The organism is Micromonospora musae (assembly GCF_003626635.1).
GTDB lineage: Bacteria > Actinomycetota > Actinomycetes > Mycobacteriales > Micromonosporaceae > Micromonospora > Micromonospora musae.
Genome location: NZ_RAZT01000025.1, coordinates 1 through 25,991 on the forward strand (window position 1 = coordinate 1; position 25,991 = coordinate 25,991).

The 25,991-nt window shown below is 73.8% G+C and carries 28 protein-coding genes; 11 read left to right on the forward strand and 17 right to left on the reverse strand.

Annotated features, from left to right (window positions below; all coding sequences use genetic code 11):
- A partial coding sequence (locus D7044_RS31505; protein WP_147434751.1) for a glycosyltransferase family 4 protein occupies nucleotides 1-1,075 on the forward strand: 1,075 nt, incomplete at its 5' end.
- Between the two features lie 524 nt (nucleotides 1,076-1,599).
- Here the strand turns inward: D7044_RS31505 and D7044_RS31510 are convergent.
- The 4 genes from D7044_RS31510 to D7044_RS32780 all read right to left on the reverse strand — a co-directional run bounded on the left by D7044_RS31510 (nucleotide 1,600) and on the right by D7044_RS32780 (nucleotide 6,666).
- A complete protein-coding gene (locus D7044_RS31510) occupies nucleotides 1,600-2,883 on the reverse strand; it encodes a citrate synthase (protein ID WP_120682365.1) in 1,284 nt (427 codons plus the stop codon).
- A gap of 158 nt (nucleotides 2,884-3,041) precedes the next feature.
- A complete protein-coding gene (locus D7044_RS31515) occupies nucleotides 3,042-5,087 on the reverse strand; it encodes a sulfatase-like hydrolase/transferase (protein ID WP_407663390.1) in 2,046 nt (681 codons plus the stop codon).
- Nucleotides 5,080-6,504 carry a class I SAM-dependent methyltransferase gene (locus tag D7044_RS31520; RefSeq protein ID WP_120682367.1) on the reverse strand — a complete coding sequence of 475 codons (1,425 nt, stop codon included), beginning with the start codon at nucleotides 6,502-6,504 and terminating at the stop codon, nucleotides 5,080-5,082. The genes D7044_RS31515 and D7044_RS31520 overlap by 8 nt, the downstream gene beginning before the upstream one ends.
- 12 nt (nucleotides 6,505-6,516) lie before the next feature.
- On the reverse strand, nucleotides 6,517-6,666 hold the full coding sequence (locus D7044_RS32780; protein WP_187399016.1) for a hypothetical protein: 150 nt from the start codon (nucleotides 6,664-6,666) through the stop codon (nucleotides 6,517-6,519).
- Nucleotides 6,667-6,854: 188 nt separating this feature from the next.
- On the opposite strand from D7044_RS32780, the gene D7044_RS31525 reads away from it, so the two are divergent.
- On the forward strand, nucleotides 6,855-7,256 hold the full coding sequence (locus D7044_RS31525) for a VOC family protein (RefSeq protein WP_120682368.1): 402 nt from the start codon (nucleotides 6,855-6,857) through the stop codon (nucleotides 7,254-7,256).
- A 23-nt stretch (nucleotides 7,257-7,279) separates the two neighbouring features.
- On the opposite strand, the gene D7044_RS31530 is transcribed toward D7044_RS31525, so the two are convergent.
- A complete protein-coding gene (locus D7044_RS31530) occupies nucleotides 7,280-7,969 on the reverse strand; it encodes a helix-turn-helix domain-containing protein (RefSeq protein ID WP_120682370.1) in 690 nt (229 codons plus the stop codon).
- A gap of 77 nt (nucleotides 7,970-8,046) precedes the next feature.
- Here D7044_RS31530 and D7044_RS31535 point away from each other — a divergent pair, with 77 nt between their 5' ends.
- Entirely contained in the window at nucleotides 8,047-8,901 is an 855-nt protein-coding gene (locus D7044_RS31535; protein WP_147434752.1) for an arginase family protein, read from the forward strand.
- A gap of 43 nt (nucleotides 8,902-8,944) precedes the next feature.
- Here D7044_RS31535 and D7044_RS31540 read toward each other — a convergent pair whose 3' ends face one another.
- From D7044_RS31540 to D7044_RS31550, 3 genes are all read right to left on the reverse strand, one after another.
- On the reverse strand, nucleotides 8,945-10,450 hold the full coding sequence (locus tag D7044_RS31540) for a sensor histidine kinase (RefSeq protein ID WP_120691077.1): 1,506 nt from the start codon (nucleotides 10,448-10,450) through the stop codon (nucleotides 8,945-8,947).
- Nucleotides 10,428-11,174: a response regulator transcription factor gene (locus D7044_RS31545; RefSeq protein WP_305069456.1), complete on the reverse strand. Its 747-nt coding sequence runs from the start codon at nucleotides 11,172-11,174 to the stop codon at nucleotides 10,428-10,430. The genes D7044_RS31540 and D7044_RS31545 overlap by 23 nt, the downstream gene beginning before the upstream one ends.
- A 72-nt stretch (nucleotides 11,175-11,246) precedes the next feature.
- Nucleotides 11,247-11,477, reverse strand: coding sequence for a hypothetical protein (locus D7044_RS31550; RefSeq protein ID WP_120682376.1), 231 nt, complete (start codon nucleotides 11,475-11,477; stop codon nucleotides 11,247-11,249).
- Between the two features lie 200 nt (nucleotides 11,478-11,677).
- On the opposite strand from D7044_RS31550, the gene D7044_RS31555 reads away from it, so the two are divergent.
- Nucleotides 11,678-12,622 (forward strand): serine/threonine-protein kinase, encoded by a 945-nt coding sequence (locus D7044_RS31555; RefSeq protein ID WP_120682378.1) that lies wholly within the window; start codon nucleotides 11,678-11,680, stop codon nucleotides 12,620-12,622.
- A 181-nt stretch (nucleotides 12,623-12,803) separates the two neighbouring features.
- The gene (locus D7044_RS31560) at nucleotides 12,804-13,229 is read left to right on the forward strand and encodes an OsmC family protein (protein ID WP_120682380.1); all 426 of its coding nucleotides are present in this window, start codon (nucleotides 12,804-12,806) and stop codon (nucleotides 13,227-13,229) included.
- Nucleotides 13,230-13,240: 11 nt separating this feature from the next.
- On the opposite strand, the gene D7044_RS31565 is transcribed toward D7044_RS31560, so the two are convergent.
- The gene (locus D7044_RS31565) at nucleotides 13,241-14,185 is read right to left on the reverse strand and encodes an endonuclease/exonuclease/phosphatase family protein (protein WP_233563481.1); all 945 of its coding nucleotides are present in this window, start codon (nucleotides 14,183-14,185) and stop codon (nucleotides 13,241-13,243) included.
- 261 nt (nucleotides 14,186-14,446) lie between these two features.
- On the opposite strand from D7044_RS31565, the gene D7044_RS31570 reads away from it, so the two are divergent.
- Complete coding sequence (locus D7044_RS31570) at nucleotides 14,447-15,295, forward strand: hypothetical protein (RefSeq protein ID WP_120682384.1); 849 nt, start codon at nucleotides 14,447-14,449, stop codon at nucleotides 15,293-15,295.
- A 5-nt stretch (nucleotides 15,296-15,300) separates the two neighbouring features.
- On the opposite strand, the gene D7044_RS31575 is transcribed toward D7044_RS31570, so the two are convergent.
- From D7044_RS31575 to D7044_RS31585, 3 genes are all read right to left on the reverse strand, one after another.
- Entirely contained in the window at nucleotides 15,301-15,825 is a 525-nt protein-coding gene (locus D7044_RS31575) for an ATPase (protein ID WP_120691078.1), read from the reverse strand.
- A 145-nt stretch (nucleotides 15,826-15,970) separates the two neighbouring features.
- Nucleotides 15,971-16,417 carry a response regulator gene (locus D7044_RS31580; protein WP_120682388.1) on the reverse strand — a complete coding sequence of 149 codons (447 nt, stop codon included), beginning with the start codon at nucleotides 16,415-16,417 and terminating at the stop codon, nucleotides 15,971-15,973.
- 305 nt (nucleotides 16,418-16,722) lie between these two features.
- Nucleotides 16,723-17,040, reverse strand: coding sequence for a hypothetical protein (locus tag D7044_RS31585; RefSeq protein WP_120682390.1), 318 nt, complete (start codon nucleotides 17,038-17,040; stop codon nucleotides 16,723-16,725).
- Nucleotides 17,041-17,244: 204 nt separating this feature from the next.
- Here D7044_RS31585 and D7044_RS31590 point away from each other — a divergent pair, with 204 nt between their 5' ends.
- The 3 genes from D7044_RS31590 to D7044_RS31600 all read left to right on the forward strand — a co-directional run bounded on the left by D7044_RS31590 (nucleotide 17,245) and on the right by D7044_RS31600 (nucleotide 20,235).
- Entirely contained in the window at nucleotides 17,245-18,225 is a 981-nt protein-coding gene (locus D7044_RS31590) for a DUF2267 domain-containing protein (protein WP_120691079.1), read from the forward strand.
- Between the two features lie 78 nt (nucleotides 18,226-18,303).
- The gene (locus tag D7044_RS31595) at nucleotides 18,304-19,080 is read left to right on the forward strand and encodes a spermidine synthase (RefSeq protein ID WP_120691080.1); all 777 of its coding nucleotides are present in this window, start codon (nucleotides 18,304-18,306) and stop codon (nucleotides 19,078-19,080) included.
- Between the two features lie 90 nt (nucleotides 19,081-19,170).
- Nucleotides 19,171-20,235 (forward strand): AI-2E family transporter, encoded by a 1,065-nt coding sequence (locus D7044_RS31600; protein ID WP_120691081.1) that lies wholly within the window; start codon nucleotides 19,171-19,173, stop codon nucleotides 20,233-20,235.
- 109 nt (nucleotides 20,236-20,344) lie between these two features.
- Here the strand turns inward: D7044_RS31600 and D7044_RS31605 are convergent, their stop codons facing one another.
- The gene (locus tag D7044_RS31605) at nucleotides 20,345-21,646 is read right to left on the reverse strand and encodes an NAD(P)/FAD-dependent oxidoreductase (RefSeq protein WP_120682399.1); all 1,302 of its coding nucleotides are present in this window, start codon (nucleotides 21,644-21,646) and stop codon (nucleotides 20,345-20,347) included.
- A gap of 135 nt (nucleotides 21,647-21,781) precedes the next feature.
- Between D7044_RS31605 and D7044_RS31610 the strand changes: the two genes are divergently transcribed.
- Nucleotides 21,782-23,227 carry a M20/M25/M40 family metallo-hydrolase gene (locus D7044_RS31610; RefSeq protein ID WP_120691082.1) on the forward strand — a complete coding sequence of 482 codons (1,446 nt, stop codon included), beginning with the start codon at nucleotides 21,782-21,784 and terminating at the stop codon, nucleotides 23,225-23,227.
- A gap of 109 nt (nucleotides 23,228-23,336) precedes the next feature.
- Nucleotides 23,337-23,498, forward strand: coding sequence for a hypothetical protein (locus tag D7044_RS32520; protein ID WP_158609395.1), 162 nt, complete (start codon nucleotides 23,337-23,339; stop codon nucleotides 23,496-23,498).
- Between the two features lie 59 nt (nucleotides 23,499-23,557).
- Here D7044_RS32520 and D7044_RS31615 read toward each other — a convergent pair whose 3' ends face one another.
- From D7044_RS31615 to D7044_RS31630, 4 genes are all read right to left on the reverse strand, one after another.
- Nucleotides 23,558-24,079, reverse strand: a complete 522-nt coding sequence (locus D7044_RS31615; RefSeq protein WP_120682403.1) for a GNAT family N-acetyltransferase — start codon at nucleotides 24,077-24,079, stop codon at nucleotides 23,558-23,560.
- 146 nt (nucleotides 24,080-24,225) lie between these two features.
- A complete protein-coding gene (locus D7044_RS31620) occupies nucleotides 24,226-24,519 on the reverse strand; it encodes a DUF6510 family protein (RefSeq protein ID WP_120682405.1) in 294 nt (97 codons plus the stop codon).
- A 16-nt stretch (nucleotides 24,520-24,535) separates the two neighbouring features.
- A complete protein-coding gene (locus tag D7044_RS31625) occupies nucleotides 24,536-25,315 on the reverse strand; it encodes a ferredoxin reductase (RefSeq protein WP_120682408.1) in 780 nt (259 codons plus the stop codon).
- Complete coding sequence (locus D7044_RS31630; protein ID WP_199716855.1) at nucleotides 25,308-25,898, reverse strand: sulfite oxidase-like oxidoreductase; 591 nt, start codon at nucleotides 25,896-25,898, stop codon at nucleotides 25,308-25,310. Before D7044_RS31630 ends, D7044_RS31625 begins: the two co-directional genes overlap by 8 nt.
- Between the last annotated feature and the right edge of the window lie 93 nt (nucleotides 25,899-25,991).

Consider the following 25,991-nt stretch of genomic DNA (forward strand, 5'->3'; position numbering starts at 1 on the left):
CACCAACAGCCTCCTCGCCTGGACCATGGCCTTCAACCACACCCTCACCCGCGCCGCCCTACGCGCCACCGAAGCCGGCGACTACGACGTCATCCACGCCCACGACTGGCTCGTCGCCCACACCGCGATCACGCTGCGCGAGCACCTCGACATCCCACTGGTCGCCACCATCCACGCCACCGAGGCCGGCCGACACCAGGGCTGGCTCCCCGAGGAGATGAACCGCACCATCCACGGCGTCGAACAGTGGCTGGCGAGCGAGTCCGGCCGGGTGATCGTCTGCTCGGGGTACATGTCAAACGAGGTGAATGCGCTCTTCGGGGTGCCGTCCGCCCGGGTCGACGTGGTGGCCAACGGGGTCGAGCCGCACCGCTGGCGGGCGCCGCGCACCGCGGTCGCCGCGGCGCGAGCCCGGTTCGCCGGGGACGGGCCGCTCGTCACCTTCGCCGGCCGGCTGGTCTACGAGAAGGGCGTGCAGCACCTGCTCGCCGGGGTTCCCCGGCTGCGGGAGCGGCACCCGGGGCTGCGGGTGGTGATCGCCGGCGACGGCCCCTACCGCGCCGAGCTGGAGGCCGACGTGCACCGGCTGGGGCTGGCCGGCGTGGTGCAGATGCCGGGCTTCCTCGGCGGCGGGGAGCTGCCGGCGCTGATGGCCGCGTCGGACTGCTTCGTGGTGCCGAGCATCTACGAGCCGTTCGGCATGGTGGCCCTGGAGGGCGCGGCGGCCGGGGCGCCGATCGCGGTCTCGGCCACCGGCGGGCTCGCCGAGATCGTCGAGCCGGGCGTCACCGGCATGACGTTCCGGCCGCACGACCCGGACGGACTGGTCGAGGCGGTGCATGCGCTGCTCGCCGACCCGGACACTGCGCGTGCCCTGGCCCGGCGGGCCGGCACCCTGGTGCGCGAGCAGTACGGCTGGTCGGCGATCGCCCGGCGCACCGCCGCCTCGTACGCGGCCGCGATCTCCGGCGCTCCGGCGTTCGCCGCCGAGCGGGCCGAGCAGCGCATGGCGGCGGGCCGCGCGCTGCCGCCGGTCGCCGCCGGCAACCTGCTCGCCGCCGCCGGCCTGCGCTGAGACCCACCCGACCCGACGCCGCGACCGCCCCGACCCCGATCTGACCCCAGCCCGGCCACCCGGTTGCGAGTGGCGGGCGGGGCCTGCGGCGGCGCGGGGGCGTGCGGCAACCTACCGCTGCGGCATGCGGCATGCGGCGACGGGCGGTGGCCGGCGGTCGGCATGCGGTGGGGTCTGGCGGCCTGCTGCGGTGCGCGGCGTGGAGCGGCGTGCGGCGGCGTGTCTCCGGGGTCTCGGTACCGCTGCGCGGCCCCTTTGGAGCTGAGTCGCTTACGACATCGGAGCCGATGCGTTTACGACATCAGCTCTAAAGGCTGCCGACCCCGAACCCCGAACCCGGCGGATCCCCGCCGGCCGCACGAAGTCCAGCGCCGCGCCCAAGGTCCGGGTCCAGCCCCGCGACCGAGGCCCAGGCACTGCGCGGCGCCCGAGGTCCCGCACCGCGACCGTGGTCCGGTACGACAGGCGACAGGCCGCCGACCCCTCGCGGGGTCGGCGGCCTGTCGGTGGTGCCGGCGGGCGGATCAGCGCTCGGTGAGCGGTACGAACGCGCGCTCGGGAGAGCCGGTGTAGACCTGCCGCGGACGGCCGATCTTGGTCTCCGGGTCGTTGATCATCTCGCGCCACTGGGCGATCCAGCCGGGGAGGCGGCCCAGGGCGAAGAGCACCGTGAACATCTTGGTCGGGAAACCCATGGCCTTGTAGATCAGGCCGGTGTAGAAGTCCACGTTCGGGTACAGCCGGCGCGACACGAAGAAGTCGTCGGCGAGGGCGATCTCCTCCAGCTGCATCGCGATGTCCAGCAGCGGGTCCGGCTTGGCCATCCGGCCGAGCACGTCCTGGGCGGCCTTCTTCACGATGGCGGCGCGCGGGTCGTAGTTCTTGTAGACCCGGTGACCGAAGCCCATCAGCTTCACGCCGTCCTGCTTGTCCTTGACCTTCTGCACGAAGGAGCGGACGTCGCCACCGTCGGCCTTGATCTTCTGGAGCATCTCCAGCACGGCCTGGTTGGCGCCGCCGTGCAGCGGGCCGAAGAGGGCGTTCACGCCGGCCGAGACCGAGGCGAACAGGTTGGCGTTGCTGGAGCCCACCAGCCGGACCGTCGACGTCGAGCAGTTCTGCTCGTGGTCGGCGTGCAGGATGAAGAGCATGTCCAGCACGCGGGCCATCACCGGGTCGACCTCGTACTGCTCCGCCGGCACGCCGAAGGTCATCCGCAGGAAGTTCTCCACGTAGCCCAGCGAGTTGTCCGGGTAGAGCAGCGGCTGCCCGATCGACTTCTTGTAGGCGTACGAGGCGATGGTCGGCACCTTCGCCATCAGCCGGACCGTCGAGATCTCCACGTGCTCGGAGTCGAACGGGTCCAGGCTGTCCTGGTAGAAGGTCGAGATCGCGCTCACCGCGGAGGAGAGCACGGCCATCGGGTGTGCGTCACGCGGGAAGCCGTCGAAGAACCGACGCATCTCCTCGTGCAGCAGCGAGTGCCGCCGGATCCACTCGGTGAACTCGGTCAGCTGCTGCTCGGTCGGCAGCTCGCCGTAGATCAGCAGGTAGGAGACCTCCAGGAAGGAGGACTTCTCGGCCAGCTGCTCGATCGGGTAGCCGCGGTAACGCAGGATCCCCGCGTCGCCGTCGATGTAGGTGATCTCGGACGAGCACGCCGCGGTGTTCACGAAACCGGGGTCGTACGTGGTCAACCCGGTCTCTTTCAACAGCTTGCTCACCCCGATACCGGCGGGGCCTTCGACCGCGGTGTGCACCGGCATCGACAGCTGCCCGCCGGGGTGATCGAGCTTGACTTCCGTCATCTGGTTCCTCGCTTCGCCGGCAGATCTTCTTTGAATTGCCTTCGCTTTTACCGTAATCGCGGTTCCGGGGACACCACCTGCGGTGGTTCTGCGGTGAGGTATGCGTCACCCGATTCCCGACCGTCCGGATCGGGAAACCGTCGAAACGAGCGGGCGGATCAGGAGAGGGCGAGCAGGCGCAACCCACCGTCGGTGGTGATCTGGTAGACGTCGAGCCGGTTCTGCCCGGCGTGGAAGAGCTGGTCGTCGGCGAGCAGGGCGGCGAACCGGCGGCCGCCCGGGTCGGGCGGCACCACCGGCACGACCGCCCCTACGCGCCCGTTGACCGCCACCGCTAGCAGCGTGCCGTCGGGTACGCCCTCCGGGACGGTCCCCCAGATCAGCGCCGGCAGCGTACCCGTGTCGGGGTCGATGGCGCGGAACCCGGCCAGGTCGGCGACGCGGGCCGAGCCGCCCGACGGCCGCTCCCCCACCGTCGTGCCGACCAGCGGATGCACCGCCGGCAGGGGTGGCGGCTTCGGCACCCCGTCGGGGATGGGCGTCGGCTCTCCCGGCCGGTCGTAGAAGTGCTTCTGCCCGGCGGCTCTCGGGGTGTCCCGCGCGGAGCGCCCGTCGACCCGCCACGGGATCCGGATGCCCGCCTCGTCGGCCACCGTCGGCAGCAGGTCGACGTGCTCCCAGTTGCGGTCGTCGACCCGGCCGGCGCGCTGGCCGGGCGTCTTCACGAAGAGCGGCACCCAGGCCACCTCGCCGGGCGCCGCCTTGATCGCATCCATGCCGCGCCCCTGGTACCCCTTGCTGAAGCTCACCCCGTGGTCGGCGGTGACCACCACCGTCGCCTGGTCGTAGAGCCCGGTGGCGCGCAGCGTCCGCAGCGTCTCACCGATCAACCGGTCGGTGTAGCCGAGCTGCGCCAGGTGCCGCTGCCGGGCCAGCTCGACCCAGCCGGCGCCCTCGTTCGGCAGATCCTCCGGACCGTCGTAGCGGGCCCCCGACGGGAGGAACTGCCACGGCGAGTGCGGCATCAGCAGGTGCAGGAAGTGCAGGGTGGGGCGGGGCGTCGGCTTCAGACCGGCCAGGAAGCTGGTGAACCGGGCAGGCTGGTTGTCGTCGAGGTTGTCCCACCGGAACTTCGGGTCGTCCGGGATCGGCTCCGCCGCGTCCAGCCCCGCCTCGGCCGCGGTCTGCTCCCGGTAGGAGTCCTCCGGGTCGATCCGGCTCTCGTGCGGCGCGGTGATCTGCCCGAGCAGGCCACGGGTCTCCCGCACCAGCACGCCGAGCCCCTGCTCGGGTGAGACCGGCTGTTCGCAACGGCTGGGCGGGCAGAGCCGGGTGATGCTCTCCTCGGCGCGGATGTCGTACAGCCCACCGAAGGCGGTGAAGAGGTTGTCCGGGTACTGCGCGTAGTGCGGCGCGGCGTCACGGGCCGGATAGCGGCCGGTGAGCATGGCCGGCAGCGCGTACGGCGTCCAGCCGCTGACCCCGGTGGCGTTGCGGTACCAGGTCGAGCCCGCGGCCAGCTCCGCGAAGTGCGGGAAGCGCGTCGCGTCGATCCGGCCGTCCGGACCGAGCAGGGAGACCAGCGGCAGTTCGTCGAGGATCAGCATCACCACCGGCGGGTGCACGGTGGTCGCCGCGGTGCCGGTCGCGCCGTCGGCCGACCGGGGCAGCACCAGCACCGAGCTGGGTGAGAGGAGCAGGAAGATCCCCACGAACGCCAGCGGGCCGGCGGCGGCCACCCGCAGCACCCGGCCCGGCGTGCGCCACCGCCGATGGGCGACCGCCGCGGCGACGCCGACCACCCCGGCCACCAACAGCAGCGGTACGCCCCGCAGCGGTGTGCCGTGCCGGCCGATCTGCACGGCCAGCGCGGCGATCAGCAGCCCGACGAGCAGCGTATGGGTCACCGACCGGGCCATCCGCCCGCCGAGCCGGGTGAGCGCGCCGAGCAGCAGCAGCGCGCCGGTGGGCGCCACCGCGATCAGCCCGACCAGCAGCAGCACCTGCTCCCGGTCGGCGCGGTGGAACAGGAAGAAGTCGGGGCTGCGGCCGAGCACGTCCAGCAGTGGTTGGGTGACCACCAGCCCGACCAGTGCGACGATCTCCAGCATCCGGCCCAGCTCGGATCGCAGGCCCGCCGCCCAGCGGCCCCGACGCGCGCCCGCCCCGGCACCTTCGGCCGTGACGGTCGGCGGCTCAGTCACCCACCACCGCCGTGTAGAGCGTACGGGTGCCCGAGGGCAGTTCCTCCCGCCCGGCGATGTCGCAGCGCGCCGCGAGCAGCCGCTCGAACTCCGCCCGCCGGTAGTCGGGGAAGGTCCCCTCGGGCTTGTTGGCCAGCAGCCGTTGAGCCATCGGGTCCTCGGGGTGGACGAACTCCACGACGATCCGCGCGCCGGGGGCGCAGAGGTCGGCGAGCCAGGCCACCACCTCGGGCAGTGGCACGTTGCGCCCGATCGCCAGGTGGTGCACCACGGCCAGGGCGAGCACCACGTCGGCGGCGGCCCGGTCGGCGAAGGAGGCCCGTTCGACGCCCCGCCACCCGCCGCCGGGCGAGGGGTCGGCGAGGTCCATCACCAGGGGCAGGATCCGCCGCTGGCCCTCCGCCCGCAGCGCCCGGTAGAGCGTGTCCACCACTGCCGGGTCCTGCTCCACGGCGACCACCTGGTCGGCGTGGCGGGCGGCGAGACGCGCGTACCGGCCGTCGTTGGCGCCGAGGTCGAGCACGAGGCGGGGGCGGGGGCCGCCGGCCAACGCGTTCGTGACGAACCGCTCCTTGCCGGCTCGGTCCTGCTCCGTGTAGCCGCAGGTGCGCTGGTAGTCGGCCCAGTGGCTGGTCGCCGGCGGACGGTCCAGCCGGCGGACCAGCTTCTCGATGCCGCGTACGGTGGCCAGGGCGAGTTCGCCGGAGTATCCGGCGGCGCGCAGCTCGGCGCGGACGTCGGTGGTGGTGGCCGCCGCGTGCCGGTTCTGCATGGCGGCGTGCAGGTGCAGGTGGGTCGGTACGCCGGGGGACAGTCGCCGGAAGCCGCGGAACAGCGGCCGCAGCGCGTCGGCCTCGATGCCGTCCACCCGGGCGCGCAACCAGGGTTGGAAGTCCACGCCGAGGTGCGCGCCGAGCAGCAGCGGATAGAGCATCGTCTGGCAGAACTGTCGGTAGCCCGCCCAGGGCTCCCCGTCGCGGACCGGCTCGAACGAGCCCACGTCGATGAAGACCGGCTCGGTGCCGCGCCACTGGAGGTTGTACGCCGACCCGTCCTTGGTGGTGAAGCCGGCGGGCAGCGCCGCGCGCAGGATCTCCAGGTGCAGCAGCGCGGCGTCGCGCAGCATGGTGAAGGACCACTCGTAGGGGTGCGAGACGAACGGGATGCGTTCGTGGCGCAGCACGGTGGCCCAGCGGGTGGCGCCGGGCAGCCGGGCGGGCTCGACCGCCTCGGTGCCGCAGACCTTGCCGGCGGCGAGCAGGGCGGTGAAGAAGTCGCTGGCGGCCAGCGCCCGCCAGTGCTCGGCGGCCTGCGCGTCGAGCCCGCGCAGCACGTCGTCACCGTCGTGGAAGACCCGGTTGGCCGGGTCACGGAACGAGCCGGGTTCGGGCCGGAGGCCCGCCGGGGAGATCGCCATCGTCGGCCGGGGTCAGCTCTGGTCGGTGGGCTGCCGCCGGAACCGGTCGACGAGTCTGCGCCAGTACAGCTTGGCGGCGACGGCCGCGCCGGCCACCCCGCCGACCACCGCCTGCACGATGAGGCTGCCGGATCCCGCGTCCAGATAGGCCAGATGGGACACCAACCGCTCCTTTTCCTCGCCGTCACGAAACCGGCTGTCCCGGAGGAGGCGCCATGGGGCTTTTGATCCGGAAAGCCGCTTTGCAGCCACCGTACGCCGATCATTCATCTCGCGCGGCCACACCGGCTACACCCGGGCGTCCGTTTCGTTCAAGACACCCGACGGGGGGACTCCCTATCGTCGGTGCCATGACGCCTCGCTTCGACCTGATCGGCATGGCCACCACCGACATGGCCCGGACCCTGGACTTCTACCGCCGCCTCGGGCTGGACATCCCGCCCGGCGCCGAATCCCAGCCGCACGTGGAGGTGACCCTGCCCGGTGGGATCCGGCTCGCGTGGGACGACGCGGAGATGGTCCGCTCCTTCGATCCGGACTGGACGCCACCCACCGGCAGCCCCCGACACAGCCTGGCCTTCCGCTGCGCGGACCCGGCCGAGGTCGACAGGTGGTACGCCGAGCTGACCGAGGCCGGCTACGAGGGCCACCTGAAGCCGTGGGACGCGTTCTGGGGGCAGCGCTACGCCGTGCTGCACGACCCGGACGGCAACGGCGTCGACCTCTTCGCCCCGCTACCCGAGGCCGACTGAGCGCACCACCCTGCTCGCCCCGGTCAGCCGGCGGCGAGCAGGGTCGACGGCGGCACCCCGGCGAGGTCCCGTACGTCCCGGGTCAGGTGCGCCTGGTCGGCGTAGCCGCAGACGGCGGCCACCTCGGCCAGCGGCGTACCGGTCCGGGCCACGGCCAGCGCCCGGTGCATCCGCAGGATCCGGGCGAGGGTCTTCGGGCCGTACCCGAACAGGTGTCGGCTGCGGCGGTGCAGGGTTCGCGCGTCGAGCCCGACCTCGGCGGCGATCGCGCCCACCGGCACGCCGCCGGCCGCCGCGGCCGCCACCTGGGCGCCCAGCGGATCGGCTCCGCCGACCTCACGCAGCCGTCGCGCCACGAGTCGCGGCAGCACCGACGCCGGGGCTTCGGCTGCCCGCTGCGCCAGCTCGGCGACGGCCCGGTCACCCCAGAGCGCGGCGAGCGGCACCCGCACGTCGCGCAGCTCGTCCGCGGGCACGCCGAGCACCGCGGGGCCGACACCGGGCGGCAGCCGCAGCCCCACCCACCGGTCCCCCGGCGCGGCCACGCTCAGGAAGGCCGTCCGGTCCGGACCGGCCACGACCAGGCCGGCGCGGCTGGACCAGAGCAGGTCGACGCAGCCGTCCGGAAGCACCCGGCTCGTCCGGGCGTCGCCCGGATTGACGCTGGTCCAGAGGGTGCCGCCGGCGACGCCGGCAGGACGTTCCCGGTACACGGATCCCAGGCTGCCACGCCGTCGGCGTGAGCGGCGAACCGCCGCGCCGGTCGGGCCGGCGCCGGTACCGTGCGGGTGTGCGGTGGACGGTGGTCGACGCGCCGATGGACTCGTCCGGCACCGGGCGGGGCGAGCAACGGGCGCCCGAGGCGTTGCGCCGAGCCGGGCTGTTGGCCGCGCTCGACGCCGACGACGGGGGCGCCGTGGACGCGCGCGTCGAGGACGCCGCCCGGGACCCGGCGAGCGGCCTGATCGGCGCCGAGGCGGTGCGACGGGCCGGCGCGGCCATCGCCGCACGCGTCGCCGACCTGCTCGCCGCCGGGCGGCGCCCGCTCGTGGTCGGCGGCGACTGCGCCATCCTGCCGGGGGTCTGCCGGGCGCTGCCGGCCGGCAGCGACCTGTGGTTCGTCGACGCGCACCCGGATTTCTACGACGGCGCCACCTCCGAGACGGGCGAGGGCGCCGACATGGACCTCAGCGTGGTCACCGGGCACGGACCGGCCGTCGCGGCGGGGGTCGAGGGCGCGCTGGTCGACCCGAACCGGGTTCACCTGCTCGGGCACCGCCCGGCCGTCGAGGAGGCGGGGCGCGTCGAAGCGGCGCGGATCGACCCGCGGATCCACCAGGTGCCCGCCGCCGAGCTGCGCCGACGCGACCCGGGCCGGGTCGGCGCGGCGCTGGCCGAGGAAGGTTCGGCGCCCGCGTGGCTGCACCTCGACCTGGACGCCGTCGACCCGCTCGACCTGCCGGCGGTGACCTACCCCGAGCCGGACGGGCTGCGCCGGCCGGAGCTGGTCGCGTTGGTCGCGCCGCTGAGCCGCGCCGACCGGCTGCTCGGCATGAGCGTGACGGACCTGAACGTCGACCGGGACCCCGACGGGCGGCACGCGCGCCGCGTCGTCGAGCTCCTCGTCGAGCTGCTGCGCCCCTGAGTCATTTCGGCGGCCTCGGTTCGGGGTCAGCCGGGGAGGCCGGCTAGGCGTCCGCCACCGGCAGCCGCACCGCGAAGACGGTCCGGCCCTGGCGGCTCTCCACCGCGACCGTGCCGTGGTGCGCCTCCACCACGGCGGCCACGATGGCCAGGCCGAGGCCAGTGCTGCCGTGGGCGCGCGACCGGGAGCTGTCCCCGCGGGCGAACCGCTCGAAGACCTCCTCCTGCAGCGGCTGCGGAATGCCCGGTCCGTCGTCGGCGACGCTGAGCACCGCCGCGCTCCCCTCGGCCCGCAGCGTGGTGGTGACGGTGGTGCCGGCCGGGGTGTGCACCCGCGCGTTGGCCAGCAGGTTCGCCACCACCTGGTGCAGCCGGGCGGCGTCACCGGTCACCCGGACCACCTCGTCGGGCAGATCGAGCTGCCACCGGTGCTCCGCCCCGGCGACGTGGGCGTCGCTGACCGCGTCCACCACCAACGCGGAGAGGTCCACCGGCTCCACCGCGAGCGGGCGGCCGGAGTCCAGCCGGGCGAGCAGCAACAGGTCCTCGACGAGACTCGTCATCCGGGTGCTCTCGGACTCGACCCGGCCCAGCGCGTGGGCCACGTCGGGCGGCACCTGGGCGTGCCCGCGGCGGGCCAGCTCGGCGTACCCACGGATGGCGGCCAACGGAGTGCGCAGCTCGTGGCTGGCGTCGGCGACGAACTGGCGTACCCGCGTCTCGCTGGCCTGCCGGGCGGCGAGGGCGGCGGCGACGTGACCCAGCATCCGGTCGAGCGCGGCCCCAACCTGCCCCACCTCCGTACGCGGGTCGGTGTCGGCCACCGGGACCCGCACCGACAACGCCACGTCGCCGCGGTCCAGGGGCAGCTCGGTGACCCGCGCGGCGGTCGCAGCGACGCGGTCGAGGGGACGCAGCGCGCCTCGGACGATGAGCACCCCCAGACCGCCGGCGATCAGCAGTCCCGCGGTGACCAGCCCGACCTGGGCGAGCACCATCCACATCACGGCGTGGTTGACCCGGGCGAGCGGGATGGCGACGGCGAGCACGTCCCCGTCCGGGAACTGGCGGGCCACCGCCCGGTGCGCGCCCCGGTCGCCGAGGTCCACGGTGCGTGGCGTGCCGTCGGGACGCAACCGGGCCAGCGCCGCGACCTCACCGGCGGGGAGCTGCTCGGTTCCGCCGCTCACCGTCCGGGTGGACGCGGTGGTGACGCCGTCGGCCACCCGCACCGCGATCGAGCCCGGCGGGAAGCCGCGGGGCGGCTCCGGCACCAGCGGCGTCGCGTCGCGGCCGGCGGTCCAGCCCGGCTCGCCGCCCTGGCGGAACCAGGGTGGCACCTGGTCGGAGCGGCGGTTGCCCTGGGCGAGCTCGTCGTCGACCTCGGCGACGAGGAAGTGGCGCAGCGCGACAGTGGTCACCCCGCCGCTGCCGATGCCGACCACCGCGAGCAGCGCCACCACCGAGACCACCAGCCGGCGACGCAGCGGCCAGCCGGCCAGCCGCCCGGATCGCCGCGGTCGCGGGTCAGTCCGCGGGCCGGAGGACATACCCCGCGCCGCGCAGCGTGTGGATCATCGGCTGCCGACCGACGTCGATCTTCTTCCGGAGGTACGAGATGTAGAGCTCGACGACGTTGGCCTGCCCGCCGAAGTCGTAGTTCCAGACCCGGTCGAGGATCTGCGCCTTGCTCAGCACCCGGCGCGGGTTGCGCATCAGGTAGCGCAGCAGCTCGAACTCGGTCGCGGTGAGGTTGATCGACCGGTCGCCGCGACGTACCTCGTGGCTGTCCTCGTTCAGGCTCAGGTCACCGACGGTGAGCACCGCCGCCTCCCGCGCGGCGACGGCGAGGCCGGCTCGGCGCAGCAGCGCCCGCAGCCGGGCGATCACCTCCTCCAGGCTGAACGGCTTGGTGACGTAGTCGTCCCCGCCGACGGTGAGGCCGGCGATCCGCTCCTCCACGGCGTCGCGCGCGGTGAGGAAGAGCACCGGGACGGTGGGCGCATGCTCCCGCAGCCGGCGCAGCACCTGGAGGCCGTCGAGGTCGGGCAGCATCACGTCGAGGACCACCGCGTCCGGCTCGAACTCGCGGGCGGTGGAGACCGCCGTCATCCCGTTGTTGGCGCTGCGCACCTGCCAGCCCTCGTAGCGCAGCGCCATACCGAGCAGGTCGGTCAGCGTCGGTTCGTCGTCGACCACCAGCACCCGGACCGGCTCGCCGTCCGGGCGGTGCAGCTCGATGCGGCTAGCGGCCGCCTGCCCGTTCATGACCATGCCCCCATCGTGGAGGGGTTTCCTGTGCCCCACTTCTGCGGAACCTGTGTGCCGGCTGTGGGCCACCGGCGGTCACTCGGTGACGCCCAGCGGATCGGTACGCACGTAGCGCATGGTCCACGCGTCGGTGCCGTCGGGCTGCTCGCGTTCGTAGAGGTGGTCCGCGATGCCCTCGACGGGTTCGTCGCCCCGCGGGTGTCGCATGATCCAGCGCTCGGGTGGGCCGCCGTCCGGCCCGGCCGGCAACGCCCGGACCAGGTCGTGGGCGGGTCCGCCGATGAACCGTACGCTCACCTCACCCATCGCCGCTCCCCTCGGTGTCCGTGCCGGCACGCAGGGTGACGCCGGCTCCGGCTCGGAAGCTACCGCAGATGCCACGGCGACCGCAGCCGGCTCGCGGCGGTGAGGGTCGGCTACCGCGGGGCCACGGTTTGCCCCGCTCGGCGGTCGGGTACCGCGATCGGAGGCGCCTACGGGCGGGCAGATACGAGGGCGGGGAGCCGATGCGCACGCTGGACGGGCGGTACGAGCTCGAGCAGCGCATCGGCGTGGGCGGCATGTCCGAGGTGTGGCGCGCCCACGACACGGTGCTGGACCGGCCGGTCGCGGTGAAGGTGATGTCCCCGGGGCAGGACTCCTCGGTGGAGCGGATCCGCGCGGAGGCCCGGTCAGCGGCCCGGCTGGTCCACCCGAACGTGGCGAGCGTGCACGACTTCGGCACCTGCGCGACGCCGCTGGGTCGCCGCACGCCCTACCTCGTGATGGAGCTGGCGGAGGGCGAGACGCTCGCCGCGCACCTGCGCGCGGGCCCGCTGGACTGGCGGATCACCGTCCGGGTCTGCGCGGAGGTCTGCGCCGCGCTGGCGGCCGCGCACGCCCACGGGATCGTGCACCGCGACGTCAAGCCGGCGAACGTCATCCTCACCCCGGCCGGCGCGAAGGTGCTCGACTTCGGCATCGCCACGCCGACGGGAGCGACGGACCCGACGCCCGACGGGATGGTGGTCGGCACGCCCGCGTACCTCGCCCCGGAGCAGCTGGACCGGGCACCGGCCACCCCGGCCGCCGACATGTACGCCCTCGGCGTCCTGCTCTACTACTGCCTCACCGGCCGGTTGCCGTACGACGCGGACAGCGCCACCCAGCTCTTCGACTCGCGGCGCCGCCGGCCACCGAGGCCGCTGCCGGAGATCGAGGGGTTGCCGCCCGAGGTGGCGGAGCTCTGCCGGAGCTGCCTGACCGACGACCCGGCCCAGCGGCCGACCAGTCTCGTCGCCGCGCTGGTCCTGGCCGAGGCGGTGGACGCCCGCGTGTACGTGCCGATGCACCTGTCCCGGGCGCCCGCGCCGCGACACACGGTGGTCTCGCCGTGGAGTGACCGCGCCGCGGCGCAGGTGACCGAGGCGGCCGTGGCGGTCGACCGCACCGGCCAGCTCGCCGAGCACTGAACTCCCGCCAGGCCGGCGCGCCCGACGGCTCGGGCGATCGGCTCGGCGCGCCCGACGGCTCGGGCGATCGGCTCGGGCGGTCGGCTCGCCCGAGCGCTGCCGGTCCGCCCGTCGGCGTGTCAGCAACGGTTTCACCGGTCGAGGGCCGGGTAGCCGGGCGCTGAGGAACGGGAGGAACGCCATGCCGGATCCGAGTTCATGGCTGCACGAAGCCGCCGCGACCGCCGAGGGCGGTCACGTACGCACCGACGACGGCGGGCTCTCGACCGCGCTGGCGTCCCCACTGGCCGCGCACTGCACCGGGCTGCGGCCCGAGCAGCTGCTGGCGGCGGCGTTCGCGTCCTGCCTGCACCACGCGGCGGTGGAGGCGGCCGGCCAGATCACCGACGAGGCGCACACGGTGCAGGTACGGGCCGAGGCGAAGCTCGGACGCGACGACGACGGGCGCTACCGCGCGGACGTCCACGCCTCGATCGCGTCGGCGGGGCTGACCCGCCAGCAGTTGGCCGCCCTGGTCGAGCACGCCGACGAGCTCTGGCCGTTCTCCAGCGGCGACAACAGCCGGCACCGGCTCACCGTCACCCCGGCGGAGAACGGCCGCCACTGAGCCGTCGGGGGTCAGCGGAAGCCGGCCGTCACCGCGCGGTGGTCGCTGTCGGGCGTGCGCAGCACCCCGGCCGCGGTGGCGGTCAGACCCCGGTAGAGGACGTGGTCCGGGCGGGCCACCGGAACGGCGGCGGGCCAGGTGAAGCCGAAGCCGCGGCCGGCGTCGGCCTGCGCGTCGCCGAGCAGCCGGGCGAGCGGGGCGAAGATCCGGTCGGTGCTGGCGGTGTTCAGGTCGCCGAGGACGAGCAGGCGTCGGGCCGGGTCGGCGCGCAGCCGGGTGGCGAGTGCGCTGACCGTCTGGTCCCGGGTCGCGGTGTCTCCGGCCCGTACCGAGCCGAGGTGCGCCACGTAGACCGTCAGGTCACCGCCCGGGGCGGCGACGACGGCCCGTAGCGCCCTGGTCCAGCCGAGGCCGGTGTCGACCCCGACGCGTTCGCGGATCGGGTACCGGCTGTAGAGCGAGACCGTGGAGACTGTCGCCCGGTGCGGGTAGCCCGGGCTCAGGACCTCGTCCACCCGGTCGTCCGAGGTGACCTCCTGGAGCGCGATCAGGTCGGCGCCGGCCGAGGCGAGGGCGCGTACGGTCGCCGCCGGGTCCGGATTGCCGGCCCGTAGGTTCTGGCTGACGACGCGGAGGGTCGTCGCGCTCTGCGCCGGGGTGGGCCGGAGCCAGGCGCCGGCGTAGAGCGCCGCCCAGACGGTGGCGGGCAGCAGCACGGCGAGCAGCGCGATCCGGGAGCGGCGCAGCAGGGCGCCGAGGGCGAGCAGTGGGACGCCCACGCCGAGCAGCGGGGTGACGCTGTCGACGAGGCTGCCGACGCCCCGGATGTTCGGTATCGCCCGATGCCCGATCAGGACGGCGGCGAGCAGGGCCGCCACGCCGGCGAGCAGCCGTCCGCGCCGGCGACCGCGCGACGGCCGGGTTCTCCACCACCGGGTGCCGGATCGTTCCCCCAACCCATCCCCTGATCGGCCGTCCGGGGGATCAGTGCCTCGCCTGTTCAGGGGAGGCGTGGCGGGATCGCGCCCGACTTTGCCAAGATCACCCATCCGCCCTACTTATCTCGCCGTTTCGGTCATAGCCGTAATACCCGGAATAGGTGGTTCATCACCTTCGTGGCCCGCCGACCGCAATGACCCCCCGGAAGGTGGCAAATTGTGGCGCATGCCACCAAGCAGGCAGGTGGCAGCGGAGCCTCGACTTTCTAGCCTCGGCGAGTGCATCCCGACGACCCCTCCGCGCAGGAATTGACCAAGGGCGACCCGGCGACCCGTCCGGCCGATAGCGCATCCACCGAACGGACGAATGGACGACATAGGGTGCCGGAGCTGCCGCGACGCGGCCGCACCCTGCTGGCTTCGATGCCGATGCGGATCGCCCTCGCCACCGGCGTCAGCTGCTGCCTCGGCCTCGCCACGTACGCCGGCACCCGGGTCGAGGTGAACGACCGGAGCGAACCGTCGGCCGAGGCCGTGGCCGAGCGGGCGGCGCTCGCCGACGAGCGCGCCTCCCGATCCCTGGAGCGCACCGCCCCCACCACCCCCGTCAGCCCCACCCCCACCGCGTCGCCCACCCCCACCCCCACCGCCACCGCGAAGAAGGCGCCGAAGAAGCCGGCGAAGCCGCGCCGCCCACGACCCGTCGCCGGGCTGACGCAGGCCCAGATGGACAACGCGAAGATCATCGTAGACGTGGGCCGTAAGCTCGACGTCCCCAAGCGCGGCCTGATCATCGCGGTGGCCACCGCCATGCAGGAGAGCAACCTCTACAACTACGCCAGCGGCGTGTTGCCCGAGTCCCAGAACTACCCGCACCAGGCCATCGGCTGGGACCACGACTCCGTCGGGCTCTTCCAGCAACGGCCCAGCAGCGGCTGGGGCACCGTACGGGAGCTGATGCGCCCCGCGCTCGCGGCCGAGGCGTTCTACCTGGCCCTGCTCAAGGTGCCCGGCTGGCAGGACATGGCGCTCACCTACGCGGCCCAGTCCGTGCAGGTCTCCGGGTTCCCCGACGCCTACGCCCAGCACGAGCAGCGCGCGACGACAGTCGTCAACGCGCTCACCTGAGGGCCTCAGCGCGCCGCGGCACCGCCCGGCGACTCGATCGCACCCACCCGGGTGGCGGGAACCCCGGCACCGGTCGCCCCGGCCGCCGCGGTCGGGGTGTCGACGGGCACCGGCTCCACGCCCGCCCCGTCGAGCAGTTCGTCCACCCGCGTCACCCGCCGCCGGCGGGCGTGCAGCGCGGCCTCGAACTCCCGGCGCGCCCGCACCGCGTCGGCGTACGCCCGCTCGCGCACCTGCCGAGCCTCCTCGCGGGCCGCGTCCAGCTCGGTCCGCGCCAGCGCCAGGATCTCGGCCGCCTCCCGCTGCACCTGCCCGACGGCGAGGCCGACCACCGCCGCGTCGTCCGGATCGAGCCGGCGCAGCAGGGCGCAGAGCCCGCTCGCCTCCTGCCGGATCCGGTCCCACTCCCGACCGGCCCCCGCGGCGCTCTCCGCCCACGCCGCGAGCCGGGTCAGCCGGACGGCCAGCTCGTCGAGGCAGGAGTCCACCTGCCGCTGGTCGTAACCGATCTCAACGACGGGAAACCTCATGCTGTCGCCCCCCAGGCAGCTGGAAATACGTTCCCACCTGGATCCTCGGCGCTGCCGCGCGTCCTCGCGGCGGTTCCGGAAAATTGTTCGGCGGGCGAGGGAGAGCGGCGTACGACCCGCCGCCGACGAAGCCGCCCGAGTGCGGTCAGGGACGCTTGGGCAGCACCACCACCCGGCCGAAGAACTCGTCGATCCGGTGCACCACACCGTTGAAGTCGTCCAGGTCGATCGGCTTCGTGACGTACGCGTTCGCCTGCAGGGTGTAGCTGCCGATCACGTCCGTGTCCGCGTTGGAGGTGGTCAGCACCACGATCGGGATCGTCCGCAGGTCCTCGTCCTGCTTCACCGCGCCGAGCACCTGCCGCCCGTCCATCCGCGGCATGTTCAGGTCCAGCAGGATCACGTCCGGTCGCAGGGCGTCGGGGTGCCGCCCCTCACCCCGGAGGAACTCCATCGCCTCCTCGCCGTCCCCCACCACGTCGATGACCTTCTCGACGTCGGACTCCCGCAGGGCCTCCTCGATCATGAGCACGTCGCCCGGGTCGTCGTCCACCACGAGGATGCGGACCGGGTGCGGGCTGTCTACGCCCATGAGCTACCTGCCTCTGTCTGGCGGGAACGGAAGATCGCGGCCACGCACGTGCTGGCGGGGAAATCTAGCCCATCGCGGGACGATCCACGCCGCCGGGTCGATCGGCTCCGGCTCCCCGCCGGCACAACGCTTGCCACGGGGCAAGCATAGGCGGCGGCCCGGGCGGGCCCGCTCGCCGCGATCGCCGTTCGCGGCGCGCGCGACCGGCGGGCGAGGCCGGCGCGGGCCGCCCCGCTGTGGGGGCGGCCCGCGCGGGGTGGCCCGGCCACCCTGGGACCAAGGGTCGCCGGGCCGGAGGAGGGCTCTCAGGTCGCGGTGACCGGTTGCAGCCGTGGGCCGCCGGATCGTTGCTCGGCAGCGGAGAGCGGTGGCTCGGCGTCCTCGGGTGGGCCGGAATCGGGCGTCTGGAACAGGTAGCGGACGAACTCCGCACCCGCCTCGTTGTCCTCCGCGCCCGGCCACTGGCCGATGCAGTCGACCCCGATGACCTCACGGCCGGTGCCGTCGGCCTCTTCCAGCAGAGCCCACAGGCTCACGGGGTAGCAGCGGGTGGCTTCGGGTGCGAGCTGCCAGCGGGCGTACCAACCCGGCCGGGCCGGGACGATCTCGACGATCCGCTTCATGACGACCTTCCCTTCCGCGTACCTCGGAAGAACTCCAGGTCCTGGCCCGATCGTGCGGCCCGGACGGGTGATCGCCCCTCACCCCCGCCGGATGAAGCCGCCGCCGCGCCGGACCGCGCCGGGCCGGTCGCCTCCGTTTCCTGGTCGGCGGGGCCGGGAAGGCGAGGAGGCGGAACCACGATCCCCAGGGGAAGGGGCATCACCATGCGCAAGCAGATGGAGGGCGACAACCAGCGCCGCCGGACCCTCGCCCGGCAGGCCCGCGAACAGGGCCGACAGCCGAGCGAGACCGGGGTCAGCCTGAGCGCCTCCAAGCAGCTCACCAGCCTCGACCGGGGCAAGCGCGCCGGGCCGCCGCCCGCCGGGAGCCGGCACAAGCAGGACAGCAGCCGGGGCGGTCCTTCGCCGCCGTCGGCCGGCGTGCCGGCGACTCCCCCGGCCCGGCCGGCGACCGGCGTGGACACCGGTGGTACGTCGACGATGGGTTACCACACGCTCGTCGACGATGTCCGCCGGCGGGCCGGCGTCGACTTCCGTACCGCCAAGGTGGGCGCCGAGGCGACCGTCCTGGTGCTGGCGTTCGCCCTGGACGAGGCGGAGCGGCGTCGGCTGCTCGCCGCCGTGCCCGCGTCGCTGCGCGACGTGCTGCCGGTGGACGGGATCGAGCGACACCGCGACCTCTCCGGCTTCCTGGCCGAGGTGGGGCGGATCAGCGGCAACACCCCGGAGGCGGCCCGTTACCAGGCGGAGGCGACGCTCGCCGCGCTCGCCGACGCCGACGGTGACCTGATCGAGTCGTTGCACGTCCCGGACGGCCTACGGGAACTGCTGGAGCCGACTCCGGTCGGCGGTGGGGTGGTCGGCGCGAACACCTCGACGCCTCCGCTCACCGAGGCGGACCTGACCGCGGTGCTCGCCGACATGCCGTACTGGTCGGGCGGGCGCGAGGGGCTGCACCGGGTGGTGGCGCTGCCCGCGGAGAACCTCGACCGCGTGCTGGCGCGCATCGAGCGACTCCAGCAGGAGACCGGGCGCGCGCCGTCGATCGCCCGGCCCGGCCCGACCGCGGCCGTGCTGACCGTGCGGTCCCGGCAGGCCGGCGCGGTGACCGCGCAGGACGTCGATCTCGCCCGGCGGGTCGACGCCGCCATCGACGAGGCGGGCGCCGGGATGGCCACCGGCTGACGGCGTGGACCGGCGGACCGACCCCGGTCCGCCGGTCCCGTCGCCCCCGGTGCTCCGGTCTCGGCTACCGTGCCCCGCATGGACCGCGCCGCCGACCGGCTGGAGTTGGCCGCAGACCCGGTGCGGCGCACCGGACGCCTGCTGCTCGCCGCCGGCGTCGAGCAGTCGTACGTCGACGTCGACGATCCTCGGTACCTGCACTTCGAGTACGTCCGCCGGATGGCCGCGGTGGCGGACGTCGCCGCTCCTGCCGGCGCCACGCTCGACGCGCTGCACCTCGGCGGTGGGGCGCTCACCCTCCCCCGGTACCTGGCCGCCACCCGGCCGGGCTCGACGCAGCTGGTGATCGAGCGGAACCCGGCGGTGGTCGAACTGGTCGCCCGGGAGCTGCCCGCGCTCCCGCCGGAGGTGCGCGTCCGGGTCGACGACGCACGGGCCGCGGTCGCCGCCGAGGCTCCGGCCGGCTACGACCTGGTCTTCGCCGACATCTTCCGGGGCGCCCGGATGCCGGCGCACGTGCGTACCGTCGAGTTCGTCGCCGAGGTGGCCCGGGCCCTGCGTCCGGACGGCATCTACCTCGTCAACGTCACCGACCTGCCGCCGCTGGTGGCGACCCGGGTGCACGTCGCCACGCTGCGCGCGGTCTTCGCCGACGTGTGCCTGATCGCCGACCGCCGGATGATGCGCGGCCGCCGGTACGGCAACCTGGTGCTCGCCGCCGCCGCGCGCCCCGGCCGGCTGCCGGTGGCGAGGCTCTCCGCCGTCGCCGCCCGCGACCCCCTGCCGGGCCTCGTGCTGCACGGCACGGCGCTCGACACCTTCGTCGCGGGGGCCCGGCCCGCCAACGACGACTAGGGTCTGTTTCACAGGACCATGCCCGGGCCTTACGAAACAGACCCTGAGCCTCCCGGGTTTCCGGCTGGCCGGCCCGGGTAGCCGCGCCGGATGAGGGACGCCGACGACCGCAGGACCGCCCGCCGGGCGCTGGTCGTCATCGGGTTGCTGCTGGGCACCACGCTCGCGCTGGCGTTCCTGTGGTCCACCCGCCGGATCCTGATCTGGGCCGTCATCGCGGCCTTCTTCGCGGTGGCGCTCAAGCCCCTCGTCGACCTGGTGCAGCGCCGACTGCTCCGGCGCCGGGCGTTGGCCACGCTGCTGGTCTTCACGATCACCTTCGTCGTCCTCGCCGCGCTGGCGGCGCTGATCGTGGTGCCGCTCGTCGACGACCTGGTCCGGTTCACCGAGCGGGCCCCCGAGCTGCTGCGCGAGGCGCGCGCCGGGCGGGGCGTGGTGGGGCGGATGCTGGACCGCATCGGGCTGCGCGACTACCTGGCCAACCACTCCGACCAGATCCGACAGTACGGCGAACGGCTGCGCCAGCCGGCGGTCGGGGTCATCCGCGGCGTCGCGGAGGGCGTCTTCGGGCTGACCACCGTGATCGTCCTCGCGTACCTCATGGTGCTGGAGGCCCCGCGGATCATCCGCACCACCTTCTCGGCAGCCGGTGACGCGCGCGGCGCGCGGTGGCAGCGCATCGGCCGGGAGGTCTCCCGCACCGTCAGCGGATACCTGACCGGCAACCTGGTGATCAGCCTGATCTGCGGCCTGGCGACGTTCCTGGTGCTGCTGCTGGCCGGCGTGCCGTTCGCCGCGGTGATCGCCCTGCTGGTGGCGATCGCTGACCTCATCCCCCTGGTCGGCGCCACCATCGGCGCGATCATCGCGATCGGCGCGGCGTTCCTGCACTCCACCACCGCCGGCATCATCGTGCTGGTCTTCTTCGTGATCTACCAGCAGATCGAGAACCACCTGCTGCAGCCGGTCATCCTGTCCCGGTCGGTGCGGCTGAACCCGCTGACCGTGCTCATCAGCGTCCTGCTCGCCGCCGAGTTGGCCGGGCTCGTCGGCGCGCTGCTGGCCATCCCCGCCGCCGGCATCGTGCGGATCCTGCTCCGCGAGTACCTGCCCCTGCGCCGGGTCCCGCCGGAGCCCACCCGCCCAGACGGCTGACCCGGCGGCACTCCCTCCCCGCGCCCCCCGCGAGTGCGCCCTCGTTCACGGAAAGAGTGGCCATTCCGCGTGGAACAGCCACTCTTTCCGCGAAAGTGCACCCGCGTCGTCAGCGGGGGCGGGTGGGGACCTCAGGGGTGGTGCTCTCCAGCGGCACGGCGTTCGCCGGGATCAGCCCGAGCTGCACCGCCGGGCGGGGCAGGGTCGCGTCGAGCAGCCAGTCCGCACTGATCCGGGTGCGGTTGGCGGGCATCGCCAGCAGGTGGTAGCCGCGGGTGACGGCCTTCGCCGGCAGGCCGGCCAGGTTGACCTTCAAGGGGTTCGCCGCCGCGTCCTTGCCGCCGAGGTCGACCACCCAGCCGAGATCGTGGTGCCGGTACGGCCGGCGTCGCCCCTGCCCGTACGAGGCGGCGATGTTGTGGGCGACCAGCTTCCCCTGCCGCTGGGCGTGCTGCGCCGTCATGGCGCAGATCTGCCCCGGCTTCGTGATGTCCGGCACCGCCGCCGCGTCCCCGCAGGCGTACACCTCCGGAAAGCCCGGCACGTTGAGGTACTCGTCGGTCACCAGCCGGCCCCGCTCGGTCCGCAGTCCCAGCTCGGCGACGAACGGATCCGGCCGGACCCCGACGCACCAGACCAGCGTGCACGTCGGCACGTACTCGCCGTCGGTGAGCTTCACCCCGTCCGCGGTCGCCTCGGCGACCGAGGTGCCCATCCGCACGTCGACACCGCGACGCTGAAGCACCCGGTGCGCGGTCACCGACATCCGCTTGTCCAGCTCCGGCAGCACGCGCGGGGCCACGTCGAGCAGCATCCACCGGGGGCGTTGGGTGAGCCGGGGGCGCTGGGCGTGCAGCGCGTCGGTGAAGAGCTGGCCGTGGGCGGCCACCTCCGTCCCGGTGTAGCCGGCGCCGACGACCACGAAGGTGGCCCGCGCCAGCTGCTCGGCCGGATCCTCGGCCTGCTCCGCCAGCTCGATCTGCCGGATCACGTGGTCGTGCAGGTAGAGCGCCTCGGGCAGGCCACGGAAGCCGTGCGCGTACTCGGTCACCCCGGGGATCGGCAGAAGCTTGTTGACGCTGCCGACGGCGAGCACCAGCCGGTCGTACGCGACGCGGTTGCGGTCCCCCTCCGGCTGGGTGAACCCCACCCAGCGGTTCTGCAGGTCCACCTCGTCGGCCTCGCCGATGATGACGCGGACGCCGTCGAGGTTGCCGGTGAGCGGCACCGCGATCCGGGTGGGCTCCACCACGCCGGCCGCGACCTCGGGCAGCAGCGGAAGGTAGAGGAAGTAGTCGGTCGAGTTCAGCAACACGATCTCGGCCCGGCTGCCGGCCAGCCGATTCAAGGTCTTCGCCGCGTGGTAACCGGCGAACCCGGCCCCCACGATCACCACACGAGGCTTCGTCATTGCGATCACGTTCCCGCCGACACGCGGGACAAACGTGGCGTGACCCGGGTAGGTCGGACGAGTCCCACCGGAACCCCGGCGCATCCACGCCCGACGATATAGACAGACACCGCCGTCGATGGCGAGGATGCGGTCATGGGAATTGACGACAGCGGCACCCGGTCCACGAGGCCCACCCGCCGCACCTTCCTGTCCGCCGCCACCGCCGCCACCGCCGCCGCCGTGGCCGTACCCGCGCTCGCCGAGCCGGCCGCCGCCTCCGGCGGCGACAATCCGTCCGGTCCGGGGCACCCGGCACGCCCGCAGTCCCCGGACCGCGAGCTGCGCGACCTGCTCCGCGCGGTCGACCAACGTCGGATCGAGGCGATCGTCCGCCGGCTCGCCGAGTTCGGGACCCGGCACACCCTCTCCGCGCAGAACGACCCCGAGCGCGGCATCGGTGCGGCCCGGGACTGGATCTACGACCGGATGCGGGAGTACGCCGCCGCCTCCGGCGGCCGGATGACCGTCGAACTCCAGTCGTACATCCAGCAGCCGGCGTCGCGGATCCCGGTGCCGACCCGGATCACCAACGTGGTGGCGACCCTGCGCGGCGACTCCTCGCCGAACCGGACGTACGTGGTGACCGGCCACTACGACTCTCGGGCCAGCGACGTGATGGACGGGGTCAGTGACGCCCCGGGCGCGGACGACGACGCGTCCGGCGTGGCCGTGGTCATGGAGTTGGCGCGGTTGATGGCGACCCGCCCCACGGCGGCGACGATCGTCTTCGCGGCGGTCGCCGCCGAGGAGCAGGGCCTCTACGGCTCGGCTCACCTGGCGCAGCAGCTCAAGGCGGCCGGGGCGGACGTGCAGGGCATGTTCAGCGACGACATCGTGGGCAGCAGCAGGGCCGACGACGGCACCCGCGACCCGCGCGTCGTACGGCTCTTCGCCGAGGGTGTGCCGACCGCGGAGACGCCGGGCGAGGCGAACACCCGCCGGTCGGTCGGTGGGGAGAACGACTCCGCGTCGCGACAGCTCGCCCGCTTCGTCAAGGACGTCGCCGAGAACAGCGCGACCGGCATGGAGGTCCGGGTCATCTACCGCCGGGACCGTTACCTGCGCGGCAGCGACCACATCTCGTTCCTGGAGCAGGGCTGGCCGGCGGGGCGGTTCACCGAGCCGCACGAGGACTTCGCCCACCAGCACCAGGACGTACGGGTGGTGGACGGCAAGCAGTACGGCGACCTGCCCGAGTTCTGCGACTTCGGCTACATCACCCGGGTGGCCCGGGTGAACGGGGCCGCGCTCTGGTCGCTCGCCCAGGCGCCCGGCACGCCGAAGGGCACGATCATCGTCACCACCGACCTGACCAACAACACCACCCTGCGCTGGCAACGTGGCACCGAGCCCGACCTGGTCGGCTACGAGGTGCTCTGGCGGGAGACCACGGCGGCGGAGTGGCAGAAGGTGATCCCGGTCGGCGACGTCACGCAGGTGACCATCGACCTGTCCAAGGACAACGTCTTCTTCGGGGTACGGGCGGTGGGCCGGGACGGCCTGCGCAGTCCGGTGGCGTTCCCCCGCCCCGGCAGCTGAGCGGCACGCACGCGGCGGGGCCGGCCTCACCCGTTCCGGGTGGGGCCGGCTCACCCGGACGCGCGCGACGATGGTGGTCGCGGACCGGCCGACGGGAAGGGGCGGCGTGATGAGCATGCCGATGTCCAACGACCAGCGGCAGCCGAACTACCTGCGACAGAGCGGACGTAAGCAGCTCACGGCACGGCAGCGGCGACGGGTCGAGCAGAAGCAGGGCCGCTTCGAACGCCTCACCGTGCAGGCGAAGGAGGCACGCGGACCGGGTCGCTGAACCGGCCGACGACCGAGCCGCCCAGGTCGGGCCCACCACGGGCCGGTGGCCGGGGCGGCTCAGCCCTTCGCGGTGATCGCCCAGCGTTCGTGGTCGCGCCACGCCCCTTCGATGAAGAGGTAGTCGGGCGAGTAGCCCTCCATGCGGAAGCCGAGCTTGCGGGCCACCCGCCGGGACGGCTCGTTACCGGGCTGGATGTTCGCCTCGAGCCGGTGCAGGCCGAGCGTCGTGAACGCGTGCTCGATCACCAGCCGGATGCCGGCGGACGCGTGCCCGCTGCCGCTGTACGGCAGGAACGCGGCGTAGCCCAGGTAGCCGCCGCGCAGCGCGCCCAGCACGATTCCGCTGATGTTCGCGTACCCGGCGATCGCGCCGCTGGCCCGGTCGCAGAGCAGGTACCCGTCGTTCTCCCGGCGCCGGTTCTTACGCAGGTACGCCGCGTACTCCTGCGGCGTGTCGGGGGCGGCGAGCCAGGGCCGGTGCAGTCCGCGGCTGCGTCGGGCCGCGGCGATGAACTCCTCCTCGTCGGCGGGCCGGGGCCGGCGGATGCCGACGAGTGGGTCGGTGCGCAGGTATCTCACGGCGGATCACTCTGACGAGCCGCCGTCGCCGCGTCCACCGGTTTCCCCGCGTCGAACGCGACGCTGTGACGGACGTCTCCAGGGCGTCGGGCCGGACGGCGTTCCCGGGCCGCGGCGTACGGCCCGCACGATTCCCGCCGGTCCGGTCACATGGGTCCGGGATGCGGTTGGTCGAGCGGCATGGGCACCTGGAGGAAGGTGGTGCCGCGCAGGTCGAGCCGGGCCCAGGCGGGCGAGCGGACGAACCGGAGCATGACCTGGGAGCAGGTGGGGCAGCGTCCGACCAGCCCGGGTGCGTGGCTGTAGACGCGCAGGCCGCCCACCGGGCCGACCACTCCGCAGTTCTCGCACCGGCCCATGGCCCCGCTGAGGTCGACGGCGAAGAGCTCGCGCAGGGGCGCGTCGAGCATGTTGCCGTCCAGGTAGGACATGTCGGTCATGGTGTCTCCTCGCCGGTCAGCCGGTCGGCCCGAACCGTTCGGTCTTCACGCGCCGCGTCTGGTGTCCCAACCCGACGAGCAGGTCGGCCACGGTCTCCACGAACCCGGTCGGGCCGCAGACGAAGTTCAGCGGTTCCAGGTCGGCCGGCCACCCGTGGTTGTTGACGTCGGCCAACCCGATCCGGTGCGGCTCGCCCCGCCAGCCCTCGGGCGCGCTGCGGGTGTAGACGTACGCCACGTCCAGGCCGAGGTCGTCGCGGCCGCGTCGGCGCAGCTCGTCGGCGTAGATGGCGTCCTCCGGGCTGCGTACGGAGTAGAGCAGCCGGAACGGCACCCGGCTGCCGGCCGCTCGGCGGGCCCGCAGCATCGCCATCAGCGGCACGATCCCCGAGCCGCCGCCGACCAGCAGGACGGGCGCGGTCTCCTGCTGACGCCACACGAACCAGCCGCCGACCGGGCCGCGTACCTCCACCGGGTCGCCCTCGCCGTAGACGTCGATGAGGTACGGGGACACCTCGCCGTCGTGGACCCGCTGCACGGTCAGCTCGATGCGGGGCCCGCCCGGGCCGTCGACGACGGGCCCGGCGATCGAGTACGAGCGGGCGGTCTGATAGCCGTCGGCGGCGGTGAGCCGGACGTCGAGGTGCTGGCCCGGCAGGTGCCCCGGCCAGCCCGGCACCTCGAGCACGATGGTGTGCGCGGTCGGGGTCTCCACCCGACGCTCGACCAGCCGGGCGATCCGCCAGGTGAGCGGCGTGCGGGCGGGCGCGCTGACCGCGGCGTCGCGCTCAGTCACCCTGGTACCGCTGTTCGCGCCACGGGTCGCCGTAGTCGTGGTAGCCGGCGGTCTCCCAGAAGCCCTGCTGGTCCGTGGACATCAGCCGCAGGCCGCGCACCCACTTCGCGGACTTCCAGAAGTAGAGGTGGGGCACGAGCAGCCGGGCCGGCCCGCCGTGCTCCGCCGGCAGGTCCCCGCCCTCGAAGGTGTGCGCGACCCAGGCGCGCCCGCCGCGCAGGTCGTCGAGGGGAAGGTTGGTGGAGTAACCGCCGTACGAGTGCGCCAGCACGTACGCCGCGTCGGTGTCGATGCCGTCGAGCAGGGTGTCCAGCGAGACGCCCTGCCAGGTGGTGCCGAGCTTGGACCACCGGGTGACGCAGTGGATGTCCACCTTCGGGGTCTCCTGTGGCAGCGACATCAGCTCCGACCAGGACCAGCGGTACTCGGCGCCGGTCTCGGTGGTGATGACGAATTCCCAGCTGTCCAGGGGGACCTTCGGCGTCGGCCCGGCGGAGAGCACCGGAAAGTCCTGCGTCAGGTACTGCCCTGGCGGCAGGGCCGGCTCCGACGAACGGGGGCGGCCCTGGAAGCCTGGCGACACGATTCCCACGAGACAGTCCTACCACCTACGCCGATCGGCGCGGGACGGTTCCCTCGTACGGTGTGACCAACCGGCGGGGCGTGACCCGCGGTG